Raw genomic sequence first — 20,123 nt, forward strand, 5'->3', positions numbered from 1 at the left:
ACCTCAGACAATGAACCGATACATTCAGAAATGGTTATGGATATTCGCCTGTACCGCGGCCCTGCTGGCCGGAGCGTGCAGCGACGACGACACCGACGACGGACCGACGACGGTCGTTCCGCCGACCTTGGAGATCACGGGCATTCCCGATACCGGGATGCACTTCCTCTACTACGCTATCCCTCCGCAGACCTTCACCATGAAGGTCGATGCGCCGTGGGAGATCACCAAGACCGCCGGCTGGTTCGTCGTAACCCCCAAGCAAGGCAAGGCCGGGGAGGCGATCGAGATCACCGTGACCGGCGATTTCAACGACGGCGACACCCGCAAGGGGCAATTCACCATCCGCGCCAACAGCGGTAACAACCTGCATCCCTGCTACACGGAAAAGACCGTCGAGCTCTCGCAGGACGCCTGCAACCAAGCCGGCATTACCATTGAGGGACTTACCGGCGAGGATGCTGTTGCCTTCCCCGCAGAACAGAGCGAACCGCTGACACTAAAAGTCACGGCCACCTACGACTGGACGATGACCGTGAGCGACGAATCGTGGGTGACGGTATCGCCCAAAAAAGGCGCTGCCGGACAAGCTGTGGACGTTGTGCTCACCCCCACGCCCAATACCAAATTCGAGACCCACACCTCGCAGCTCACCATTACGGCGGGCGATCCGGACTATCCGGAAAACAGCGCCGAACGAATCGTCACGCTGACCCAGTATCCGCCGGCCGACTCGCACGAAACGGGCTACGTCTTCTTCGAGGACGATTTCGCATGGGTGACGGAGAACTGGGTGGAACCCTATTCGAAATACGGCTGGCCGGGCGTTAAGACCGACGGCGTGAACAACAACGAGTTCGGGCTCACCAACGCCAAGATCAAGCCCGTGGCCGACGAAAAGGGCTACACCTATTCCGCTTCGGTCTACGCCCGTTACGAAGGCTCCGTCAAACTGGGCAAGACCAACCAATGCGGGTTCCTGCAAACTCCCGCGCTGTCGAAAATCGACGCCGGCAAGAGCGCCACAGTGCTCGTATCGTTCTACGGAGCCCTCTACGCCTCGGCCTCGGGGAACGCAGACTCCGCCAAACCGGCGTTCCCGATCTCGATAGAGGGAGGCGGAACGATCGGAAACGGTTCGGAAACCGAAACGGCGATCGTCATGGACAACCACTTCTGCTGGACCCAGTATTCGTTCGTCATCCGGGGCGCCACTTCGAAGACCCGGATCAAGTTCGGCGACGAAGACACGAAAACCTACCGCATCCACCTCGACAATTTCCGCGTGGAAAAGGCGGAAACCGATGCCGAAGCGCCCGAACCACAGCCCGTCACGATCCCGCTGGATGTCCGGATCACACCGCAGAGCTTCGGGGAGATTCCCGCCGAAGGCGACGACATGGCATGCTCGATCCACATCAACCGGGCGTGGTCGGCCGCGTCCGACAGCGAATGGCTGACGATCGAAAAGGTGAACTGCGGCACGGCGGCGAACGGCGCGACGCTGGCTGCGGACAAACGCTCGGTAACAGTGCTGGGAACATGGCTGCCGTACAACGACATCGTGCTGAAAGCCGCGCCCAACACGGCCGGCGAAGCCCGTACCGCCACGCTGACGCTGACGATCGATGGCGAATCAACTCCGCTGACGATGAGCGTCACGCAGGCCGGCGTAGCAGCCGGAACGCCGCGCATCACGGTAACCGGGCTCGACGACCATACGGTTCCCGCGTTCGCATCCGATGCGGCAGAACCCCGGACATTTACCGTCAACGCGACCTATGACTGGACGATCTCCGTTCCCGAAGGCGACATGTGGTACACCGTATCACCCCTGCAAGGTACGGCGAACAACGACATCGAAGTCACGGTGACGCCGACCCCCAATCCGGGCGCTACCCGCGGCGGAACGTTCACCATCGTATCGAAAAATGGCAGTCTGGAAACTGAACAACCCATCACCGTAAGTCAGGAAGCCAGCGCGAATGTTTTTAGCGGGCTCCCTGCCAGTTGGACTTTCGACACAGCCGCAAAACTCACCGCCGACCTGAAGTACCCCGCTGACGAAACGGGCAGCACAGCCCTGTTCGCCTACGACCGCAAGGGGCTAGCATCCGACGAAAACGGCGTCGTCTCGATCTCCGGCAGCTACCTCAAACTCGCCGGCGTACCCTGCGGCTCGATGGCCGTCTACACCGTTCCGGTGAAGAACTTTGCAGCCGGCACGAAGATCAAATACGCGACGCGCACCTACTCCTCCGGTTCGGGCGCCAAGTACTTCGCCGTGGAGTACTCGACCGACGGAACGAACTGGACCCCCTTCGACGGATTCAGGGACAAGGAACGGACGGAACTGCCCGCCGGATCGGAAATCGCAGGACAGGACGGATTCGTCGAAGTCTCCTACTCGTATGCGAACCCGGTGACCACACAGACCGATTTTGCCTTCACGGCGACCGTTCCCACGGCCATCCCCGACGGCACGCTCTATGTGCGGACCCGCATTTCCGAACCCTACACGGCGGACTTAAAGAAAAACTTCGCCGTAAACACCACGACCACAGCCAATACGCGTGTCTACACGGTAGCCATTGAGGTCGCAGCCGAATAAACCGACGGTCCGGCCGGCGTCATCCGACCCGGCCGGCCACTAAAACGAAACCCAAAAACGAATAACAGATATGTTTGCCAAACAATACATACGCACGCTGTTCTCGGCAATCGCCTTGCTTCTGGGGACCCTGTCAGCACAGGCCCAGAGCCGCAGCGTCACCGGCACCGTGTTCAACGACGACGGGAAAACTCCGCTGGTAGGATGCACCATCATCGTTCAGGGTACCACTACCGGTACTACGACGGAAGCCAACGGCAGTTACTCGATCAAAGTCAACGGCAACGACGCCGTTCTCGTCTTCCAGTCGCTGGGTTATGAAACCCAAACTATCCCTGTCGGCAGCCGTACGACGATCAACGTCACCCTGAAAGAGTCCGCCACCAAGATCGCCGACGTCGTAGTGACGGCGCTGGGCCTGACCCGCGAAGAAAAATCGCTGGGATACGCCGTATCGAAGGTATCGAGCGATGCCATCAACGCTTCGGTGGCTTCCAACTGGATCGCCAACATGAACGGCAAAGTAGCCGGTCTTTCCATGACCTCGGCAGGCACGGGCCCCGGCGGCACGATGCGCGTCACCCTGCGCGGTGATGCCTCGCTCAACTACGGCAGCAACGAAGCGCTGTTTGTCGTCGACGGCGTGCCCATCCTCAGCGGAAGCACGGCGACCACCTCCGACACCAACTACGCCAACGGCGATGCCCCGGTGGACTTCGGCAACGCCGTGGCCGACCTCAATCCGGACGACATCGAAAGTGTCTCGGTGCTGAAAGGCCCCTCGGCCACGGCCCTCTACGGATCGCGGGCCGCCAACGGAGCTATTGTCATCACCACCAAATCAGGCCGCACCGACAAGGGTTGGGGCGTAACCTACAACGGTTCGGTATCGTTCGAACGCGCGGGATTCTGGCCCGACTTTCAAGATGAATACGGCGTTTCAGCCGTCACTACGTCACAGACCAACCGCCATGTATCGGCATGGGGACTTCCGGGCTCGATGACTCTGGATGGCCAGCCGGTGAAATTGCAGATTTCGCGCTATGCTTTCGGCGAGAAGTTCGACGCCTCGCAGAAGCGCTATCTCTACCTCTCGAAAAACTGGGAGACCGGAGAATTCACACCTCTGCCGTGGGTATATGCCGATGACTGGTACACGGGTATTTTCGAGACCGGCGTGACCTACACCAACTCCGTATCGGTCGAGGGATCGTCGGGGAAAGGTACCAGCGCCCGTTTCTCGTTCACCGACTCGCGCAACGAATGGATACTGCCCAACACGGGGTATAATCGCCAAGCTTATGCGCTGACGTTGAACCAGAAACTCAGCAAACATCTCGATCTCTCGGTGAAAGCGACCTTCTCCCGTCGGCAGTCAGACAATATGCCGGTAGCTGGTTACGATGAATCGTCGGCCATGTATGGTCTGATGTGGGGCTACAATGTCAACCCCATGCGGGCTTATCATGACGAGTATTTCCAAGGCCGTTACACCCGCGAGAACTACGATCTCGGCGCCATGTCGGCGACCGACCCCTACAACGTTCAGAGCTCGCTGGTCTACAACTCGCTCGGCGGCCACAACCCCTACCGGGTGCTTTACGAAGAGCTTAACACGCTCGTCCGCAACCGCGTTTACGGCAACGTCGCCCTCACAGCGCACCTTCTCCCGGGACTGGACCTCACGCTGCGCGGAGGTATGGACATGAACAACGACTTCCGCACCCAACGCAAACCCAAGATGACCGCCGACTATCTGAACGGCATGTACCGCGAACAGACCGTGCGCGAATACGAATTCAACATCGACTTCCTGCTCAAATACCAGCGGGCATTCCTCAACGACCGGCTGACGCTCTCGGCAGCCGTAGGCGGCAACGAGATGCGTTACAGCTATGCCACAACCAAGATTTCGGCCCCTGAGCTGGAGATCGACGGCGTATACAAACTCAAGAACTCGGCCGTGACCCTCGTCACCGACGCGAGCCGCCGGGAAAAAGGCGTGCACAGCATCTACGAATTTGTCAACCTCGGTTGGGACGACACCTATTTCCTCGACATCACCTGCCGTACGGACTGGTCCTCGACGCTCCACCCGACCAAATGGAGCTACACCTACCCGTCGGTCAGCGCCAGTGTCCTGCTCGACAAGGCGCTTAAAATCAACACGCCCTATGTGAACATGCTGAAAGTCCGCGCTTCGTGGGCCAACGTCGGCAACGATACGTCGCCCTACTCGCTCTACGACGCCTACTCCAAAACTTCGCTGCCGGGCGGATTCACCCTACCCAGCACGCTGAAGGACGCCTACATCAATCCGGAGAACGTGGAGAGCTGGGAAGTCGGATTCGAGGGCAAATTCCTCAGCAACCGGCTCAATTTCGACGTCGCACTCTACAAAAACACCACCACCGACCAGATTCTCGGCGTGTCGCAGAGCTCCGAAACGGGCGCCACGAAGGTCATGATGAACGCCGGACGTGTGGAAAACAAAGGTATCGAGATCTCGTTCCGCCTGCGCCCCGTGCAGACCCGCGACCTGCTGTGGGAGATCAACGGCAACTGGGCCCGCAACAAGAACAAGCTGTGCGAACTGAACGACGGATGGGACCCCTCGACGCCGTTGCAGACTTCGATGGGCGTCACCATCGGCAGCCGCACCTTCGTCTACTCGTACATCGGCGAGGAGATGCACTGGATTTACGGCCGCGACTATGTTCGCGCTCCGCAAGGCTCCACCTGCACCGACGAAAACGGCACGGTGATCGACTGTTCGGGGATGCCGCTCATCGATCCGCAGACGGGTTATCCCTCGCTGATCGAAGATCCCAACCAGCGGATTGCCAAGGTGAATCCCGACTGGAAGGCGGGTTTCGGAACCTCGGTACGTTACAAGAACCTCTCGTTCTCAGCACAGTTCACGGCCCAGATGGGCGGTAATTCGTTCTCCGTAACGAATTTCGGACTCTCCTATCAAGGCAAATTGAAAAATTCGCTGCCCGGTCGTGAGGACGGATTGGTACTCAAGGGTGTGAATGCCGTTGACAACGGCGACGGCACGATCTCGTACCGGAAGAACAACACCATCACCGAGAACGTCTACATTTACTACAACAAGTACCAGTGGGTGCGCGACAATACGAAAGCCAACACGTTCAGTACGGATTTCCTCAAACTCAAAGAGGTTCGCCTTGATTACAGATTCCCGGAAAGATGGATGCAGAAAACCAAGTTCCTGCGAAGCGCTTCGATCGGCGTTTTTGCTACCAACCTCTTCTGCATTACCAACTGGCCGCAGTACGATCCCGAAGCCGCCGGCGTGGTCAGCGGTTCCAATATTTACGGCGGAATCGAAACCGGGTCCTTCCCGATGACCCGCACCTACGGATTCAATATCAAACTCCAGTTCTAAAAACGCAGAGCCATGAAATATACCAAATATCTCGCAATCATTCTCGCTGCTGTGCTCTCCGCAGCCGGATGTACGGGGGAATTCGAGGATATCAACTCCGACCCCAACAACATCATCGTCGGCGACATCGAACCGGCCAACATGCTGGAGCCTCTCCTGATGAACGGAGCCAACGCGCTTATATACAACACCTACTACTACTGCAATGAGATTTCGCAGGTGACCGTGGCCAGCGCCTCGAACGTCCGCGACGAACATCGCTATAATATCTCCAACAGCAACTACAGCACCATCTGGAACCTCGGATTCAATTGGGCCAAGAATGCCAAGCACATGCACGACCTGGCCGTGAACAACGGCGACGTCAACTACCAAGCGATCGGGCTGACACTGAAAGTCTATTACCTGCAACTCGTAACCGATGTTTTCGGCGGCATTCCCTATCAGGAGGCGCTTCAGGGCGACTCGGGGCTTCTCAAACCGCGCGTCGAGACCCAGAAGGAGGTTTATGAGGGGATGATCGCAGATCTCGAGCGCGCCAACTCGCTCTACAACACGTCGGTCGTACTGCCCAAAAAAGAGAAGGACGCAATGTTCCAAGGCGACATCCTGAAATGGAAAAAATTCACCAATTCGCTGTTGCTGCGCGTCCTGATGCGGGTGAGCGGACGGAGCGACGAATTTTCACCCACGATCGCCCAGCGCATCCGCACCATCGTCGCTGATCCGGCGACCTATCCCGTGCTCTCCTCGAACGATGATAACGCACTGGTCAAGTATGCCGGCACGGATACCTACAACCGCAACGAGTTCAACACCAATTCCTACGGCACGGAGAATGGATTTTCGGGCGATCACCATGTCGCGGAACAGATCATCAAAATGACGGTCGATGAGGAGACCAACACCGAATTTGATCCACGCCTGCGCATCTGGGCCAAACCGCGCGCCGCCAACGGCTATGCATGGAAAGGCGCCGTTTCGGGGTGTTCGATCGACTACGGCAACAGCAACAAGCAGTACGAAACCTTCATGCACTATGAAACGCTCGTGCGGGACAACAATCCCAACTGCCTGATGGACTACGCCGAAATACTCTTCATCAAGGCCGAAGCGGCATTCCACGGCTGGATCGACGGATCGGCGAAGGAGTATTACGAACAGGCGCTCACGGCCTCGTGCCAGAAATGGGCCGCCTACGGGCAGTATGCCGCATTCCCCGACAAGGAGGGTAATACCGCCCCCGTCATCATCACCTCGGCCGACATCCAAGAATTCATGGACAACGAAAACGTCGCCTACGACGGTACGCTGCAACGCATCGCCGAGCAGAAATGGCTGTCGCTGTTCTGGGTCTGCGGATTCGAGATGTATAACGAAATGCGCCGCACGGGCTATCCGGAAGTGGTGATCGGCAAGGCCGCCCGGGAATACGGTTACACCAAGGGGCTGTTCATCGCCCGCTGGGGATACCCCACCATTGCCATGGCCAACAACAACGCGAATTACATGGCGGCATTGGCAGCCATGGGCGGCACGGAGAACAACAAGGTGCTCCCCGTATGGTGGAGTGGTCAGGCCGTGGCACGCGATGCCGGAACCCCGTGGGAACACTCTTTCCGCAAGTTGATTTACGGAGATAAATAACTGCAAAAACGACTCAGCACATGAAACGTTACAACCTATTCCGACACATAATGCGTGCGGCAGCGGCAATGGCCCTGCTGATCCCCGCCGCCGCACTGAACTCCTGCAACGACGACGATGAGGCGGTCGGCGGCTCTTACCTGCGGATCGAAAATCCCATGGTCGGCAGCAACACCAAGGAGGTCACCCGCGTTCCTTCCTACTCGGAGCTGGGATGCGAGATCGCCCCGATCCTCGCATCGAAGAAATTCTCCGACTCGCCCGACTCGCTGCAGGCGCACACCGTATCGCTCATCAGCTACGACATCCGCTCGAACCGCGACTGGACGGTAGTCGTCGAAGGCGACAATGCCGAATGGCTGCGCGTCAATCCTTCGACCGACGGCAGCGGCGACGGCCGCATCTTCCTCACGGCCACGAACAACTATTCGACCCAAGCCCGCTCGACGACCCTCTATATCCGGTATGCCGACGGATCGTACAGCGATGCGTCGCTGGCCGTGACCCAAGCCGCGAACACCCCCTATTTCATCACGCGCGTAAACGGCACCGACGCCGGGCAGATCACCGTCAAGCAGGCCGCCGCCACCTATAAAATCAGCATCCTGTCGAATATCGACTACTTCTATTCGACGGAAGGGGATTTCTTCCGGCTGACGGAAACCGGCAACGGGCTCTTCACGCTGGAGGTGGACGCCTATCCCGAAAATGCGCAGGAACTCGAACGCAGCGGCTCGATCGACTTTAAGGGCGCCGGCGAATACGCTTCGGTGACGGGCCGGATCGTCATCCTGCAAACCATTCGTCCGGAAATCGCCGCCGAGGGGCTGACCAACAACACGATCAGCTTCAAGGCCGAGGACAAGGCCGCCGTCTCGTTCACCGTTTCGGCGAACTACGACTGGAGCATCGAAGTGCCGGAAAAGGACGACTGGTATACGGTAACCCCGCTCAAAGGCATGGCCAACGAGAGCGTCACCGTCCTCGTCACCCCGACGGAAAACACGGACGACAAGGCCCGCAACGGTAAATTTACCATCACCACCGAGGAAAAGATGGGCGAAAAAGCCTCGCTCGCCGTCACCGTCAAACAGACGAGCGGCAGCGGCGGCAGTGGCATGACGGGACTCGACGCCCCGGTAAGCTGGCTCTTCTCGGCGGCCAACATGGCCAACTACACCGACGCGTTCGTGAAAAGTAACCTCCTGCCGGCCAACGAGGGCACGGGCTATATCTCCTACACGCACACCTATTCTGACCAGACCGGTATCGACGATCCCGACTGCGCCCGCTTCATCGGCTCTACGGGGCAACCCTACATCACAGGGGCATGGCCGGGCGACTACTGGCTCTTCCAAGTTCCCGTCACCAAGTTCGAAGCCGGGACAAAAGTCCGTTTCAGCGGTCTCACCCGGACCTCGGCCACGGGACAGAACTACTGGCTGATGGAGTTCTGCGACGGAACCGGCGACAACGACTGGAAACCGGTCATTGCAACGCAGACCGCGACGGTGAACGGCGAGGAGATCACCTATACCCACTCCATCCCATCGAGCAACATCACCATCGACGTCACGGTGACCTACACCAAAGCCATCACCAAGGGTGATGTACAGTTCCGCATGACCTGCGTGGCAAACTGGAAGACAGATGGCTCCGGAGCTCTAGGCAACCCCAATGGCGGCACGATCCGCTGGGCAAGCACCGAAGGCACTAACTATACAGACAGTCCGAGGATCGAGGTCGTAGACTGACCCCGAACCCGGAATGCAAAAACCCCGGACTTTTTCGCAAAGTCCGGGGTTTTATTCGAAGGATACGCGGCAGGTGCGCCGCAGTCATCGGAAATCAGTTGATATTGCGGCGGTCGGGTTCATGGTCGGGCGAAGCCGCCTCCATGTCGATCTGCAACTTGACCATGTTGATGGCCGTGGCAGCCGCTTCGTCACCCTTGTTGCCGTGGCGGCCGCCGCAGCGGTCGAGGGCCTGCTGCATGTCGTTGACCGTCAGCACGCCGAAGGCAATGGGCATGTTCCACTGGATCTGCAACTGCGTGATGCCCTGCGTCACGCCCTGACAGATGAAGTCGAAATGGCGCGTGTCGCCCTGAATAACGCATCCGAGGGCGATAACGGCGTCGACATCGGTGTATTCCGCGAAGAACTGGACGCCGAGCGAGAGCTCGAACGTGCCGGGAACATACTTGATCTGGATGTTCATGTCGGGGCATCCCGCGGCACGCAGCGTACGCACGGCCCCCTCCAGCAACGCTTCGGTGACCTCGCGGTTCCACTCGGCCACGACGATACCGAACCGCATGTCCGCGGCCGAAGGCAGGGGTGAGTCGAATTTGGAAAGATTGTGATTCTTGGTCGCCATCGTCTTCCTCCGCTTATTTTACGCTGCCGAGCAGTTTTTCAGCCTCCCGGGCCTCCATCGAGGCGGGGTACGAGGTCAGGATCCGCTCGTAGAAAGCCGCGGCCTTCTGTGCATTGCCCATGGCCTGCTCGGCAAGGCCCGCCTTGCGCAGGTACATCGGGGCCGTCAGGTTGTTGTCGGCGGCCTTCACGGCCTTCTCGTAGAACTTCACAGCCTTGGCATAGTCCTGCTGATCGACGGCGATGTCGCCCTGCAAACCGTAGTTCTGCGCGTTGATAAGCGCTCCGGGGATGCCTTTCAGGTGGGAGAACTTGGCGAGGTATTTCGCGGCGTTCTCCAGATCGCCCGTGCGCAGGTAGCAGATACCCGCATAGTGCTTGGCCAGATTGCCCGAGGGCGTGGAACCGTATTTGTCGACCACGTCGAGGAAACCCGCACCGTTGGCGTCGCCCAGCAGCGCCAGCTCGAAATCGGGGTTCTCACCTTCGAAACGTACCTGTGCTTCGGAGATCATCTCGGCGGCCTTATCGATGCGCGGCTGAACGATCAGCGCGCGGTAGCCGAAAACGAGGGCGGCGAGAACGAGCAGGCCGAGGAAGATATACCCCATCATCCGGCCGTTCTTCTCGAAAAAGAGCTCCGTTCTGTTCATTGCTTCGCCGAGGGTTTCCTGTTCGGCGACGTTCTGCTTTGCCATATTACTTATTGAGTTTTAGTTTATAATTCGCATAGTAGATGGCAAAGATACAAAACTATTCACAATGTGCAATGTCGTGTCGGGATTTTTTGTACTTTTGTCCTATGCATCTGAAGAAAATAGCGCTGCTGAATTTCAAAAACATGACCCAAGAGGAGCTCGCGCTCTGCCCTGGCATCAACTGTCTGGTGGGAGACAACGGCGCGGGCAAGACCAACGTCGTGGATGCGGTCTACTACCTGTCGATGTGCAAGTCGTCGCTGCAAATGACCGACACGCAGAGCATCCGCCACGGGGCCGATTTCTTCCTCGTGGAGGGGCAGTACGCCACCGACGCGGGCAAGAGCGAGGGCGTGGTGTGCTCATTTTCGCGCAAGGGCGGCAAGGTCCTCAAGCGCAACGGCAAGGAGTACGACCGGCTGTCGGATCATGTGGGGCTGATCCCCGCGGTGATCGTCTCGCCGGCGGACAGCGCGCTGATCTCGGACGCCGCAGACGAGCGGCGCCGCTACCTCAACGCCTTCATTTCGCAGTTGGACCGCGCCTACCTCAACTCGGTGATGCGCTACAACACCGTGCTGGCCGAACGCAACCGCCTGTTGAAAACCCACCCCGACGAAACGATGCTCCAGATTTACGACATGCAGTTGTGCGAGCACGGCAAGGCCATCCACGCCCGCCGGCAGGAGTTCGCCGAGCGGTTGCAGCCCGTGGCGGCGGAGTATTACCGCATCCTTTCGGGCGACCGCGAGCAGGTCGAACTCCACTACAAGTCGGAACTGAACGAACGGCCTTTCGAGGAGGTGCTGCTGGCCGCCCGGCAGAAAGACCTCGTCAACGAATTTACCACCGCAGGTATTCACCGCGACGATCTGGTGCTCCGGATCGGCGGTTACCCCCTGCGCAAATACGGTTCGCAGGGACAGCAGAAATCGTTCCTTATCGCCCTCAAACTGGCGCAGTACACCATCGTCGCCGAAGCGAAGGGCGAACGCCCCATCCTGCTGCTGGACGACCTGTTCGACAAGCTGGACGCCGGGCGCGTCGAACAACTGATCCGGCTGGTTTCGGACGACGCCTTCGGACAGATACTGATTACCGACTGCAACCCCACGCGCCTGAAAACGATCCTCGACAAGGCGGGCGGCGACTACACCCTCTTCTCGGTGGCCGACGGCACCGTGACGCAGGAGCGGACGGCCGCGGAACCCAACGACCCGGAATCATGAGACGGACCAAAACGATGCTGATGGGCGACCTGCTGGAAGAGTTTTTCAAACGCCCCTATATCGCCGCCAAGGTCGCCGAGGGCAAACTGCCCGACACATGGCGCGCGGTCGTCGGCGACCGCGCCGCGGAGGTCACCACCGAGCTGCGGCTCGAAAAGCACATCCTCTATGTGCGCATCCAGTCGAGCGTGCTGCGCTCGGAACTCTTCTACCAGCGCGAGGCGCTCCGGGAGGAGATCAACCGCCGCTCGGGGGTCCGGCTGGTCAATGCCGTAATCATCCGCTAAAACCCTACTGAAAATAAAAGATGCCCCTCTCGGAGGGGCATCTTCATTTATGGACCGTTCCGGAGCTATTTGATGATCACGGCGCGGTTGGCCTTCTGGTTGTTCTTGTAGATATCCTGCTCGTTGCCCTTGCCTTCGTAGGTCAACTGCTTGGGGTTCACGCCGCACTTCACGAGGAAGTCGTAGACGTTCTTGGCCCGGTTGTCGGCGACGCGGCGGTTGCCGGCGGAGGTGCCCGTCTGCTGGTCGGCATGGCCCACGATGGTGTAAACGCGGTCCTTCGGGCCGTCCTTGATGACGTCGGCCATCAGCTCGAGACGGGTCTTGTCCTTGCTCGTGAGCTTCGACATGCTGTAGTCGTAGAAGACGATCGAATAGGGGCTCAGCGTGTTGGCGTTCCGGGCTGCGGCTGCGGCATCGGCGGCAGCCTTGGCAGCGGCGGCGTCCGCAGCGGCCTTGGGGCCTTGGCGGCGGCAGCGGCAGCCTCGGCATCCTCAAGCTGCTGCGCGAGCTGGGCATTCTGCGCCTCGAGGGCGGCCGATGCGGCCATGCTTGCAGCCACGGCATCTTGGAAAGCCTGAATATCGGCGGCCGTATAGCCCGGCACGCCGCGCTGCCAGCCGCGCTGGTTGAAGCGGTAGGTCAGGCCGGCCGTAGCCGAAAGTCCGACGAGATACTGCCCGTTCATCTGCGCGGGGCAGAGTTCCGATTTGCTGAGCAGGCCTTTGAGCTCGATGTTGAAATCGAACGCCGGCGAGAGGCGGAACTTGCTGAGCAGGCCATACGAAAAGGCCAATTCCTGATTGGTACTGGCGCCGTAATCGCGCTGGCTCTTGTCCGTAAAGTTCGAGGCCATGTAGCCGAATCCGACGAACGGCACGGCATACCATGCACGGTCCTCCCGGTAGCCGCCGATCCAGTTCGAGACATTGAGCATCAGGTCCGTGTGGACGAACATGTACGGCCACTCCATCTTACCCATTTCGACGTCGTAGTTGTTGAACCAGCCGCCCTGCAACTGTGCCCGGAGACCGACGACGGGATGCACCCACTTCGTGAGTGAGAAGTTGCCCTCGAAACCGATGCGGTCGCCCAAGGATTTGAGGTTGCTGCCGTTGCTGAAAGCCGTACCGGCTCCCGCGCCGACCGAGATTTCCCAGTTGTCCCAGAATCCGTTGGAAACGAACCCCGAGAAACTCGGCTTCTTAGGTGTGTCTTGCGCCCACGCGGCCGAGGCAAAGGCCGCGATCAGGAAAGTTAGAAAAATTCTCTTCATAGTGTACTCTTATTTAAGGTAATACATTTCGAGTTTCGGACGTAAATGTACATCATTTATCGCAAAAACCGTTCACTTTCAGCAAAAAAGTACACACAAAGAGCGTTTTCAGACCCAAAAGACCGGAAAAGCAATCTTTTCCGGCCTTTTAAGAATATCGAATCAGACGTTTAACGCTACATCATCCGCACTTGGAATAGCCGCACGACATACAGGTCAGACACCCGTTCTGGTAGGCCATGTTCTCCTGTCCGCAGCTCGGGCATTTGCCCTTGGATTTCGTGCCGTCGACGATATACTGTTTCAGCGCGCGGCAGACACCCGTCTTCCAAGTGTTGATCGACTCGCTGTCCAGATGCAGGGACTCGATCAGCGACACGGTCTTCTCGATGGGCATACCGTGGCGCAGCACGCCCGAGATCAGCTTCGCATAGTTCCAGAACTCCTCGTTGAACAGGCGCGAAATGCCGCCGATGGTGTTCGTATAGCCGTAACGGTCGGTGTACTGGAAGTCGTAGCGTTTCGTGCCGTCCTCCTCGCGCACTTTTATAATAAAGCCTTTCTTGATCTTCGGCGGGATATACATGGCATCCTCCTCGATCTTACCCGTGAAGACCTCGTAGGGACGCCCGTCCTGCAGGCCCACGAAAGCGATCCAGTCCTCCGTGCCGTTCTTGAACCGCACGATGTCGGCGGGAATGGACTTCGGACGCTTCTGCACCTCGCCGGGATGCTCCTCGCACTTCTTCTTGTTCTTGGAGTTCTTCTCCAGCAGCACGCCGTCGCGGCAGCCGTCGCGGTAGACCGTGACGCCCTTGCAGCCGCACTCCCACGCCGTGCGGTAAACATCGGCCACCAACGCCTCCGAGACGTTGTTCGGCAGATTCACCGTCACCGAGATCGAGTGGTCGACCCACTTCTGGATGGCGCCCTGCATCTTCACCTTGGCCACCCAGTCGATGTCGTTGGCCGTGGCGCCGTGGTAAGGCGACGCAGCGACCCACTTGTCCAGCTCGGCGTCGGAAATCGTCGAGAGTTTCGACGTATCGTATCCGTTCGCCTCCAGCCACTTGACGAAATTGTGGTGGTAGACGTTGTACTCCTGAAACTTTTCGCCCGTTTCGTCCTCGTAGTCGACATGGGTGTCCACATCCGAGGGGTTGATCTTGCGGCGGCGTTTGTAGACCGTGCGGAACACCGGCTCGATGCCCGACGTGGTCTGCGACATGAGCGACGTGGTGCCCGTCGGGGCGATGGTCAGCATGGCGATGTTGCGGCGGCCGACCTTCGTCATCTCCTCATAGAGCGCCGGATCGGCTTCGCGGATGCGGGCGATCATCGGGTTGTTCGCCTCCTTGGCGGCGTCGTAGAGCGGGAAGGCTCCGCGCTCGGCGGCCATCTTCACCGAGGCCCCGTAAGCCGCCAGCGCGAGGGCTTTCTGCACCTCGACGGCGAAATCCGTAGCCTCCTGCGTCCCGTAGCGCAGCCCCAGAGCGGCGAGCATGTCGCCCTCGGCCGTGATGCCGAGGCCCGTGCGGCGACCCTTTTGGGCCATCTCGCGGATCTTCTTCCACAGCTCCAGCTCCACGCGGCGCACGTCCATATCCTCGGGGTCGTCGGCGATCTTCTCGATAATCAGCTCGACTTTCTCCAACTCAAGGTCGATGATGTCGTCCATCATGTGCATCGCCTTGTAGACGTGGCTGCGGAATTTGTCGAAATCGAACTTCGCATCGGCCTTGAAGGGATTCTCCACATAGCTCAGCAGGTTCATGGCCAACAGGCGGCACGAGTCGTAGGGGCAGAGCGGAATCTCGCCGCAGGGGTTGGTCGAAACCGTCGTGAAGCCCTCGTCGGCATAGCAGTCGGGAATACTCTCGCGGATGATCGTATCCCAGAACAGCACGCCCGGTTCGGCCGATTTCCACGCGTTGTGGATGATCTTCTCCCAGAGTTTCTTGGCGTCGATATCCTGTTCGTACTTGGGAGCGTCCGACTTGATCGGGAACTGCTGGTGGTATTTCTTGCCGGCGAGCGCCGCACGCATGAATTCGTCGTCGATCTTGATCGAGACGTTGGCGCCCGTCACCTTGCCCGTGTCGACCTTGGCGTCGATGAACCGCTCGGCGTCGGGATGCTTGATCGACAGCGACAGCATCAGCGCACCGCGCCGGCCGTCCTGCGCCACCTCGCGCGTGGAGTTCGAATAACGCTCCATGAAGGGCACGATACCCGTCGACGTGAGCGCCGAGTTGAGCACCGGGCTGCCCGTGGGACGGATGTGCGAAAGGTCGTGACCCACGCCGCCGCGCCGTTTCATCAGTTGCACCTGCTCCTCGTCCATGCGGAAGATGCCGCCGTAGGAGTCGGCGGGATTCTTGTGGCCGATCACGAAACAATTCGACAGCGACGCCACCTGAAAATTGTTGCCGATGCCGGTCATCGGTCCGCCCTGCGGAATGACATAGCGGAAATGGTCGAGCAGCTCGAACGCCTCCTCCTTCGACAGCGGATTGGGGTATTTTTTCTCGATACGGGCGATCTCGCCGGCGATGCGTTCGTGCATCTCGCGCGGCGATTTCTCGTAAATGTTTCCGAAAGAGTCCTTGAGGGCGTACTTGCTGACCCACACCGTGGCGGCAAGATCGTCTCCGTCGAAATAGACTTTCGACTCGGCAACCGCGTCGTTGTAATTGACCTTCTGCGGAGCCTCAGCTTTGGTGGCTTTTGACATAACTACTTTATTCTTATCTATTATCTCGATTTTCAGCGTCCCGGCCGGGGAACCCCGGTTTTACAAAATTGCGGCTTTTCCCAATAAAAAACCAACGGCAGGGACCTATTTTATCCACAAATTATTTACAAAAGACAAAAAGGCGCGCCCCAGGCATCCGGGACGCACCTTCGGATTGTCCGCGGAAGCTATTTCACCGCCACGGCGTCGATCTCGACCAGCGCGCCCATCGGCAGCGCCGCGACCTCGTAGCACATGCGCGCGGGCATCTCCGCCGTGAAGAACTCGGCATAGACGGCGTTCATGGCGGCGAAATCACCGATGGACTGCAACAGGACAGTGGTTTTCACCACGTCGGAATAATCGTATCCCCCTTCGCGGAGGATATGGCCGAGGTTGGTGAGCGACCGGCGCGTCTGGGCTTCGATGCCTTCGGCCATCCGGCCCGTTGCGGCGTCGATCGGGAGCTGTCCCGAGACATAGAGCGCGCCGCCGGCCTCCACGGCCTGTGAATAGGGTCCCACGGCTTTGGGCGCATGGGGCGATGCGATGATATTTTTCATACGGTATAAAGGTTTAAAAGCCGGGCAGACGCAAAACCGGACCGCATCCGGCCCCACAGCGTTCCCCGACCCATAAAAGTGTCGTTGCGACACCAAAGATACGATTAATTCCCTATATTTGCAGTAACGAACAAACGAAAATCAGATGAAGATTTTACTCAGAATTGCGGTTGTCGCTGTCGCCGGGACACTTATCGCCGGTTGCTGCAACTGCCGCGCCTACCAGAAAAAGACCCGCCGCCCGCTCGTGGGCACCCAGTGGCAGTTGATCCAGCTCGGCGGAGAGACCGTCAGCCCCGAAAAGGACAAATTCACCCTCACGCTGCTGGCCGAAGGCAACCGCCTGACGGGCGTCGGAGCCTGCAACCGCCTGACGGGTATCTACAAGACCGACGACAAACGCACGCTGAAACTGGGACCGATCGCCTCAACGATGATGGCCTGCCCCGGCATGGAGCTGGAGCACGCATTCACGCAGGCGCTCGAAGCGACGACCCACTACGATATGGACGGTCCGATGCTGCTGTTGCTGAGCAACGGCGAATTAAAGGCCGTCTTTCAGGCGAAACCTTAATAGAACGAACCAACAAAAATCCCGGAGCTTTCGTACTCCGGGATTTTTGTTTTCCAACCGCTGATTACCGCAGATTCGGATTCAGGCGTCCCCACTCGTCCACGGCAGGCAGGATGCCCATCGAGATCACCTCGTCGCGCAGTTTGCACAGGTGCTCGTAGCTCTCCGTGAGTTTCTTGTGCTCCGCAGCCGTGCCCTGCACGTTCTTGTACGCAACGCCCTCCTTCGTGATGGAGGTCTCCATCGCCATCAGGATATGCCTGAACTCGTCGTTATGCACGAACACGCCGGCGGGATAGCCGAACGGCTTGCCGCCCATGGCCGCCGCGATCATGCAGATCGAGAGGTAGGCCGGACTCTGGAACGACGAACGGCCGCGCAGGTCGATGATATGCTTGCCGCCCTGAATCACCCGCTGCTGCAGGTCGGCCCAGTCGCCTTCGGGCATCTCCTTGCCGATCAGCTCCGAAAGGGGCCGTCCGGCGACGAGCGTCGTCGAAGCGAAGACCGCCATCTGCTCGCCGTGGCCGCCGTAGGTACGGCAGTTGCGGATTTCATCGGGCGAGATTTTGAAGTACTTGGCCAGCTCCGAACGCAGGCGCGTGGAGTCCAGCGCCGCGAGGGTCGAAACCTGCGAAGGTTTCAGCCCCGCGTAGATCAGCGTGATGAGGCCCGTGATGTCGGCCGGGTTGAAGACCACCACAACGTGCTTCACATCCGGACAGTAAGCCTTGATGTCCTTGCCGAACTGGGCGGCGATCTCGGCATTGCCTTTCAGCAGGTCCTCGCGCGTCATGCCCGCCTTGCGGGCCGCACCTCCCGACGAAACCACATAGGCGGCATCGGTCAGGGCCTCTTTAATGTCAGTCGTAAAGGTGATGTTCACCCCCTCGAAGGCGCAGTGGAAAAGTTCCTCGGCCACGCCCTCCAGCGCCGGTCCGTAGGGATCGTACAGGCAAATGTTGGGCGTCAGGCGCATCATCAGCGCCGTCTGAGCCATGTTCGAGCCGATCATGCCGGCCGCACCCACGATGGTGAGTTTCTCGTTCGTTACAAAATCCATATGTTCCTGTTTTTAAAAACCTTTTCTGCTTATTTGCACGGCATTACTACTCTGACGCCTGTAATCGCCGCCTTCGGCGTCGTTTACAAGTCTGCCCCTCCCCTAAATCCCCTCCTCGGAGGGGACTTGTCGCAACGCACCCGAAATTACTACCCAAATTCGGTTCAGGCGCAATATCGGAACGAATACCCCGAAACTGGGCCATCGCCCTCAAAAAACCGCTTCTTAAGCGGGCGGGCTATTCGATCTCCCGGCGGTTGAGCAGGGCGTGGGTGATCGTCAGTTCGTCGACGTATTCCAGCTCGTCGCCGAAGCCGATGCCCCGGGCGATGGAGGTAACTTTCAGTTCGGGAAACTGCCGCAGGCGGTTCATCAGGTAGAAGAGCGTCGTCTCTCCCTCGACCGAGGTCGAGATGGCGACGATCACCTCCTTCACCCCGCCGCGGGCGATGCGTTCGCACAGCAGGTCGATCTTCAGGTCCGAGGGCGAGATACCCTGCATCGGCGAGATCACCCCGCCCAGCACATGGTACATGCCCCGGTACTGGCGCGTATTCTCGACCGAAAGCACGTCGGCGACCTGCTCCACGACGCAGATCGTCGCATGGTCCCGTTCGCGGTCGGCGCAAATCGGGCAGATGTCCTCGTCGGAGAGGTTGTTGCACTGCGAACAGTACTTCACCTCGTTGCGGAAGCGGTCGATGCTGGCGGTCATCTCAGCCACCGAATCCCGCTCCATGCGCAGGATATGGATGGCCAGACGCAGCGCCGTGCGGCGTCCCACGCCCGGGAGCTTCGAAAGCTCGCCGACGACGTCCTGTAAAAGTTTCGACATTTAAATCGTTTCGATCGTTTTACACTCGAGCCACCCTTTCTTGCCGTCGGCAATGGTCACTTCGCACCAGTTGTCGAGGCGGTCGGTGATCTCGACGAGCGTACCCTCGTGCAGCACGAAGAGATCCGTCGCCGACTTGTCGGGCGAACTCTTCACGGCCGTCGAGAGCGACATCACCACGGCCTGCGTGTCGTCCAGCATCTCGCGCCGCTCGCCCATGGCGAACCAGCTCGTGAGCATGAACACCGCCACGGCGATGAGCGTCCCGTAGAAGCCCGTCTTGCGCAACGGCAAACGCTGTGCCAGCAAATAGGCCAGAAACAGCGCCAGAGCGCAGACCAGCGCCGCGAGCGAGAAGATGCTCCACGCCGTGCAGCTCATCGTATGGCGCACGTCGCGCATCCACTCCGTGAGGAAGAATTCGGGAATCTGCTCGATATTGTCCTTCGTGCGGGCTTCGGCGACACTCAGGTTGTAGCGGATGTCGTCGTTGCCCGGAGCCAGCCGCAGGGCCCGGTGGTAAAAGAGAATGGATTTGCCCAACTGTCCCTCTTTGAAATAGGAGTTGGCCAGATTGTAGTAGAGTTTCACGGAGGTGAGCCCGCGCAAGAGAATCTGTTCGTAAACCTCCGTCGCGGTGTGGAAATCACCGTTGATATAGGCCGTGTTGGCGCGGTCCCACAACTGCTCGGGCGAAGCCTCCGCAGCGGGCTGCACGGCGGGAGCGGGCTGCGCCGCGCTGTCGGCACCCTCCTGCGCACGCGCGCAGAGAATGCCGAACGTCAGGATCAGGAATATAATCAGTCGCTTCATAAC

16 protein-coding genes are annotated in these 20,123 nt (G+C 59.2%); 7 read left to right on the top strand and 9 right to left on the bottom strand.

Annotated elements, in window-relative coordinates; all coding sequences use genetic code 11:
* Positions 1–10: 10 nt before the first annotated feature.
* The 4 genes from BN5935_RS02750 to BN5935_RS02765 all read left to right on the top strand — a co-directional run bounded on the left by BN5935_RS02750 (position 11) and on the right by BN5935_RS02765 (position 9,424).
* Complete coding sequence (locus BN5935_RS02750; RefSeq protein WP_064974745.1) at positions 11–2,611, top strand: BACON domain-containing protein; 2,601 nt, start codon at positions 11–13, stop codon at positions 2,609–2,611.
* Between the two features lie 70 nt (positions 2,612–2,681).
* On the top strand, positions 2,682–6,023 hold the full coding sequence (locus BN5935_RS02755; RefSeq protein WP_064974746.1) for a SusC/RagA family TonB-linked outer membrane protein: 3,342 nt from the start codon (positions 2,682–2,684) through the stop codon (positions 6,021–6,023).
* Positions 6,024–6,035: 12 nt separating this feature from the next.
* Positions 6,036–7,670 (top strand): SusD/RagB family nutrient-binding outer membrane lipoprotein, encoded by a 1,635-nt coding sequence (locus BN5935_RS02760; protein ID WP_064974747.1) that lies wholly within the window; start codon positions 6,036–6,038, stop codon positions 7,668–7,670.
* A 20-nt stretch (positions 7,671–7,690) separates the two neighbouring features.
* Positions 7,691–9,424: a BACON domain-containing protein gene (locus BN5935_RS02765; RefSeq protein ID WP_082944000.1), complete on the top strand. Its 1,734-nt coding sequence runs from the start codon at positions 7,691–7,693 to the stop codon at positions 9,422–9,424.
* A gap of 94 nt (positions 9,425–9,518) precedes the next feature.
* Here BN5935_RS02765 and ribH read toward each other — a convergent pair whose 3' ends face one another.
* A complete protein-coding gene (gene ribH / locus BN5935_RS02770; RefSeq protein WP_010265297.1) occupies positions 9,519–10,049 on the bottom strand; it encodes a 6,7-dimethyl-8-ribityllumazine synthase in 531 nt (176 codons plus the stop codon).
* A 13-nt stretch (positions 10,050–10,062) separates the two neighbouring features.
* On the bottom strand, positions 10,063–10,746 hold the full coding sequence (locus tag BN5935_RS02775) for a tetratricopeptide repeat protein (protein ID WP_064974749.1): 684 nt from the start codon (positions 10,744–10,746) through the stop codon (positions 10,063–10,065).
* Between the two features lie 104 nt (positions 10,747–10,850).
* On the opposite strand from BN5935_RS02775, the gene recF reads away from it, so the two are divergent.
* On the top strand, positions 10,851–11,975 hold the full coding sequence (gene recF / locus BN5935_RS02780; protein ID WP_064974750.1) for a DNA replication/repair protein RecF: 1,125 nt from the start codon (positions 10,851–10,853) through the stop codon (positions 11,973–11,975).
* A gap of 14 nt (positions 11,976–11,989) precedes the next feature.
* Positions 11,990–12,262 (top strand): DciA family protein, encoded by a 273-nt coding sequence (locus BN5935_RS02785; RefSeq protein WP_064974751.1) that lies wholly within the window; start codon positions 11,990–11,992, stop codon positions 12,260–12,262.
* A 65-nt stretch (positions 12,263–12,327) separates the two neighbouring features.
* Here the strand turns inward: BN5935_RS02785 and BN5935_RS15470 are convergent, their stop codons facing one another.
* The 4 genes from BN5935_RS15470 to BN5935_RS02800 form a co-directional block, all read right to left on the bottom strand.
* Positions 12,328–12,612 (bottom strand): OmpA family protein, encoded by a 285-nt coding sequence (locus BN5935_RS15470; RefSeq protein ID WP_235820988.1) that lies wholly within the window; start codon positions 12,610–12,612, stop codon positions 12,328–12,330.
* 32 nt (positions 12,613–12,644) lie between these two features.
* Complete coding sequence (locus tag BN5935_RS02790; protein ID WP_235820989.1) at positions 12,645–13,538, bottom strand: hypothetical protein; 894 nt, start codon at positions 13,536–13,538, stop codon at positions 12,645–12,647.
* 181 nt (positions 13,539–13,719) lie between these two features.
* Complete coding sequence (locus tag BN5935_RS02795) at positions 13,720–16,272, bottom strand: adenosylcobalamin-dependent ribonucleoside-diphosphate reductase (protein WP_064974752.1); 2,553 nt, start codon at positions 16,270–16,272, stop codon at positions 13,720–13,722.
* A 188-nt stretch (positions 16,273–16,460) separates the two neighbouring features.
* On the bottom strand, positions 16,461–16,835 hold the full coding sequence (locus BN5935_RS02800) for a RidA family protein (RefSeq protein ID WP_064974753.1): 375 nt from the start codon (positions 16,833–16,835) through the stop codon (positions 16,461–16,463).
* 145 nt (positions 16,836–16,980) lie between these two features.
* Here BN5935_RS02800 and BN5935_RS02805 point away from each other — a divergent pair, with 145 nt between their 5' ends.
* Entirely contained in the window at positions 16,981–17,409 is a 429-nt protein-coding gene (locus BN5935_RS02805; protein WP_064974754.1) for an META domain-containing protein, read from the top strand.
* A 64-nt stretch (positions 17,410–17,473) separates the two neighbouring features.
* Here BN5935_RS02805 and BN5935_RS02810 read toward each other — a convergent pair whose 3' ends face one another.
* The 3 genes from BN5935_RS02810 to BN5935_RS02820 all read right to left on the bottom strand — a co-directional run bounded on the left by BN5935_RS02810 (position 17,474) and on the right by BN5935_RS02820 (position 20,120).
* The gene (locus BN5935_RS02810; protein ID WP_064974755.1) at positions 17,474–18,472 is read right to left on the bottom strand and encodes a malate dehydrogenase; all 999 of its coding nucleotides are present in this window, start codon (positions 18,470–18,472) and stop codon (positions 17,474–17,476) included.
* A gap of 238 nt (positions 18,473–18,710) precedes the next feature.
* Positions 18,711–19,307, bottom strand: a complete 597-nt coding sequence (gene recR, locus BN5935_RS02815) for a recombination mediator RecR (protein WP_064974756.1) — start codon at positions 19,305–19,307, stop codon at positions 18,711–18,713.
* Complete coding sequence (locus BN5935_RS02820; protein WP_064974757.1) at positions 19,308–20,120, bottom strand: tetratricopeptide repeat protein; 813 nt, start codon at positions 20,118–20,120, stop codon at positions 19,308–19,310.
* Positions 20,121–20,123 lie beyond the last annotated feature (3 nt).

It is taken from the genome of Alistipes provencensis, from assembly GCF_900083545.1.
Taxonomy (GTDB): domain Bacteria; phylum Bacteroidota; class Bacteroidia; order Bacteroidales; family Rikenellaceae; genus Alistipes; species Alistipes provencensis.

What these genes read in the sequence shown, in the direction of transcription:
- BN5935_RS02750 (WP_064974745.1), top strand. Translation starts at nt 11, where the DNA reads ATGAACCGATACATTCAGAAATGGTTATGGATATTCGCCTGTACCGCG.
- BN5935_RS02755 (WP_064974746.1), top strand. Translation starts at nt 2,682, where the DNA reads ATGTTTGCCAAACAATACATACGCACGCTGTTCTCGGCAATCGCCTTG.
- BN5935_RS02760 (WP_064974747.1), top strand. Translation starts at nt 6,036, where the DNA reads ATGAAATATACCAAATATCTCGCAATCATTCTCGCTGCTGTGCTCTCC.
- BN5935_RS02765 (WP_082944000.1), top strand. Translation starts at nt 7,691, where the DNA reads ATGAAACGTTACAACCTATTCCGACACATAATGCGTGCGGCAGCGGCA.
- ribH (WP_010265297.1), bottom strand. Translation starts at nt 10,049, where the DNA reads ATGGCGACCAAGAATCACAATCTTTCCAAATTCGACTCACCCCTGCCT.
- BN5935_RS02775 (WP_064974749.1), bottom strand. Translation starts at nt 10,746, where the DNA reads ATGGCAAAGCAGAACGTCGCCGAACAGGAAACCCTCGGCGAAGCAATG.
- recF (WP_064974750.1), top strand. Translation starts at nt 10,851, where the DNA reads ATGCATCTGAAGAAAATAGCGCTGCTGAATTTCAAAAACATGACCCAA.
- BN5935_RS02785 (WP_064974751.1), top strand. Translation starts at nt 11,990, where the DNA reads ATGCTGATGGGCGACCTGCTGGAAGAGTTTTTCAAACGCCCCTATATC.
- BN5935_RS15470 (WP_235820988.1), bottom strand. Translation starts at nt 12,612, where the DNA reads ATGTCGAAGCTCACGAGCAAGGACAAGACCCGTCTCGAGCTGATGGCC.
- BN5935_RS02790 (WP_235820989.1), bottom strand. Translation starts at nt 13,538, where the DNA reads ATGAAGAGAATTTTTCTAACTTTCCTGATCGCGGCCTTTGCCTCGGCC.
- BN5935_RS02795 (WP_064974752.1), bottom strand. Translation starts at nt 16,272, where the DNA reads ATGTCAAAAGCCACCAAAGCTGAGGCTCCGCAGAAGGTCAATTACAAC.
- BN5935_RS02800 (WP_064974753.1), bottom strand. Translation starts at nt 16,835, where the DNA reads ATGAAAAATATCATCGCATCGCCCCATGCGCCCAAAGCCGTGGGACCC.
- BN5935_RS02805 (WP_064974754.1), top strand. Translation starts at nt 16,981, where the DNA reads ATGAAGATTTTACTCAGAATTGCGGTTGTCGCTGTCGCCGGGACACTT.
- BN5935_RS02810 (WP_064974755.1), bottom strand. Translation starts at nt 18,472, where the DNA reads ATGGATTTTGTAACGAACGAGAAACTCACCATCGTGGGTGCGGCCGGC.
- recR (WP_064974756.1), bottom strand. Translation starts at nt 19,307, where the DNA reads ATGTCGAAACTTTTACAGGACGTCGTCGGCGAGCTTTCGAAGCTCCCG.
- BN5935_RS02820 (WP_064974757.1), bottom strand. Translation starts at nt 20,120, where the DNA reads ATGAAGCGACTGATTATATTCCTGATCCTGACGTTCGGCATTCTCTGC.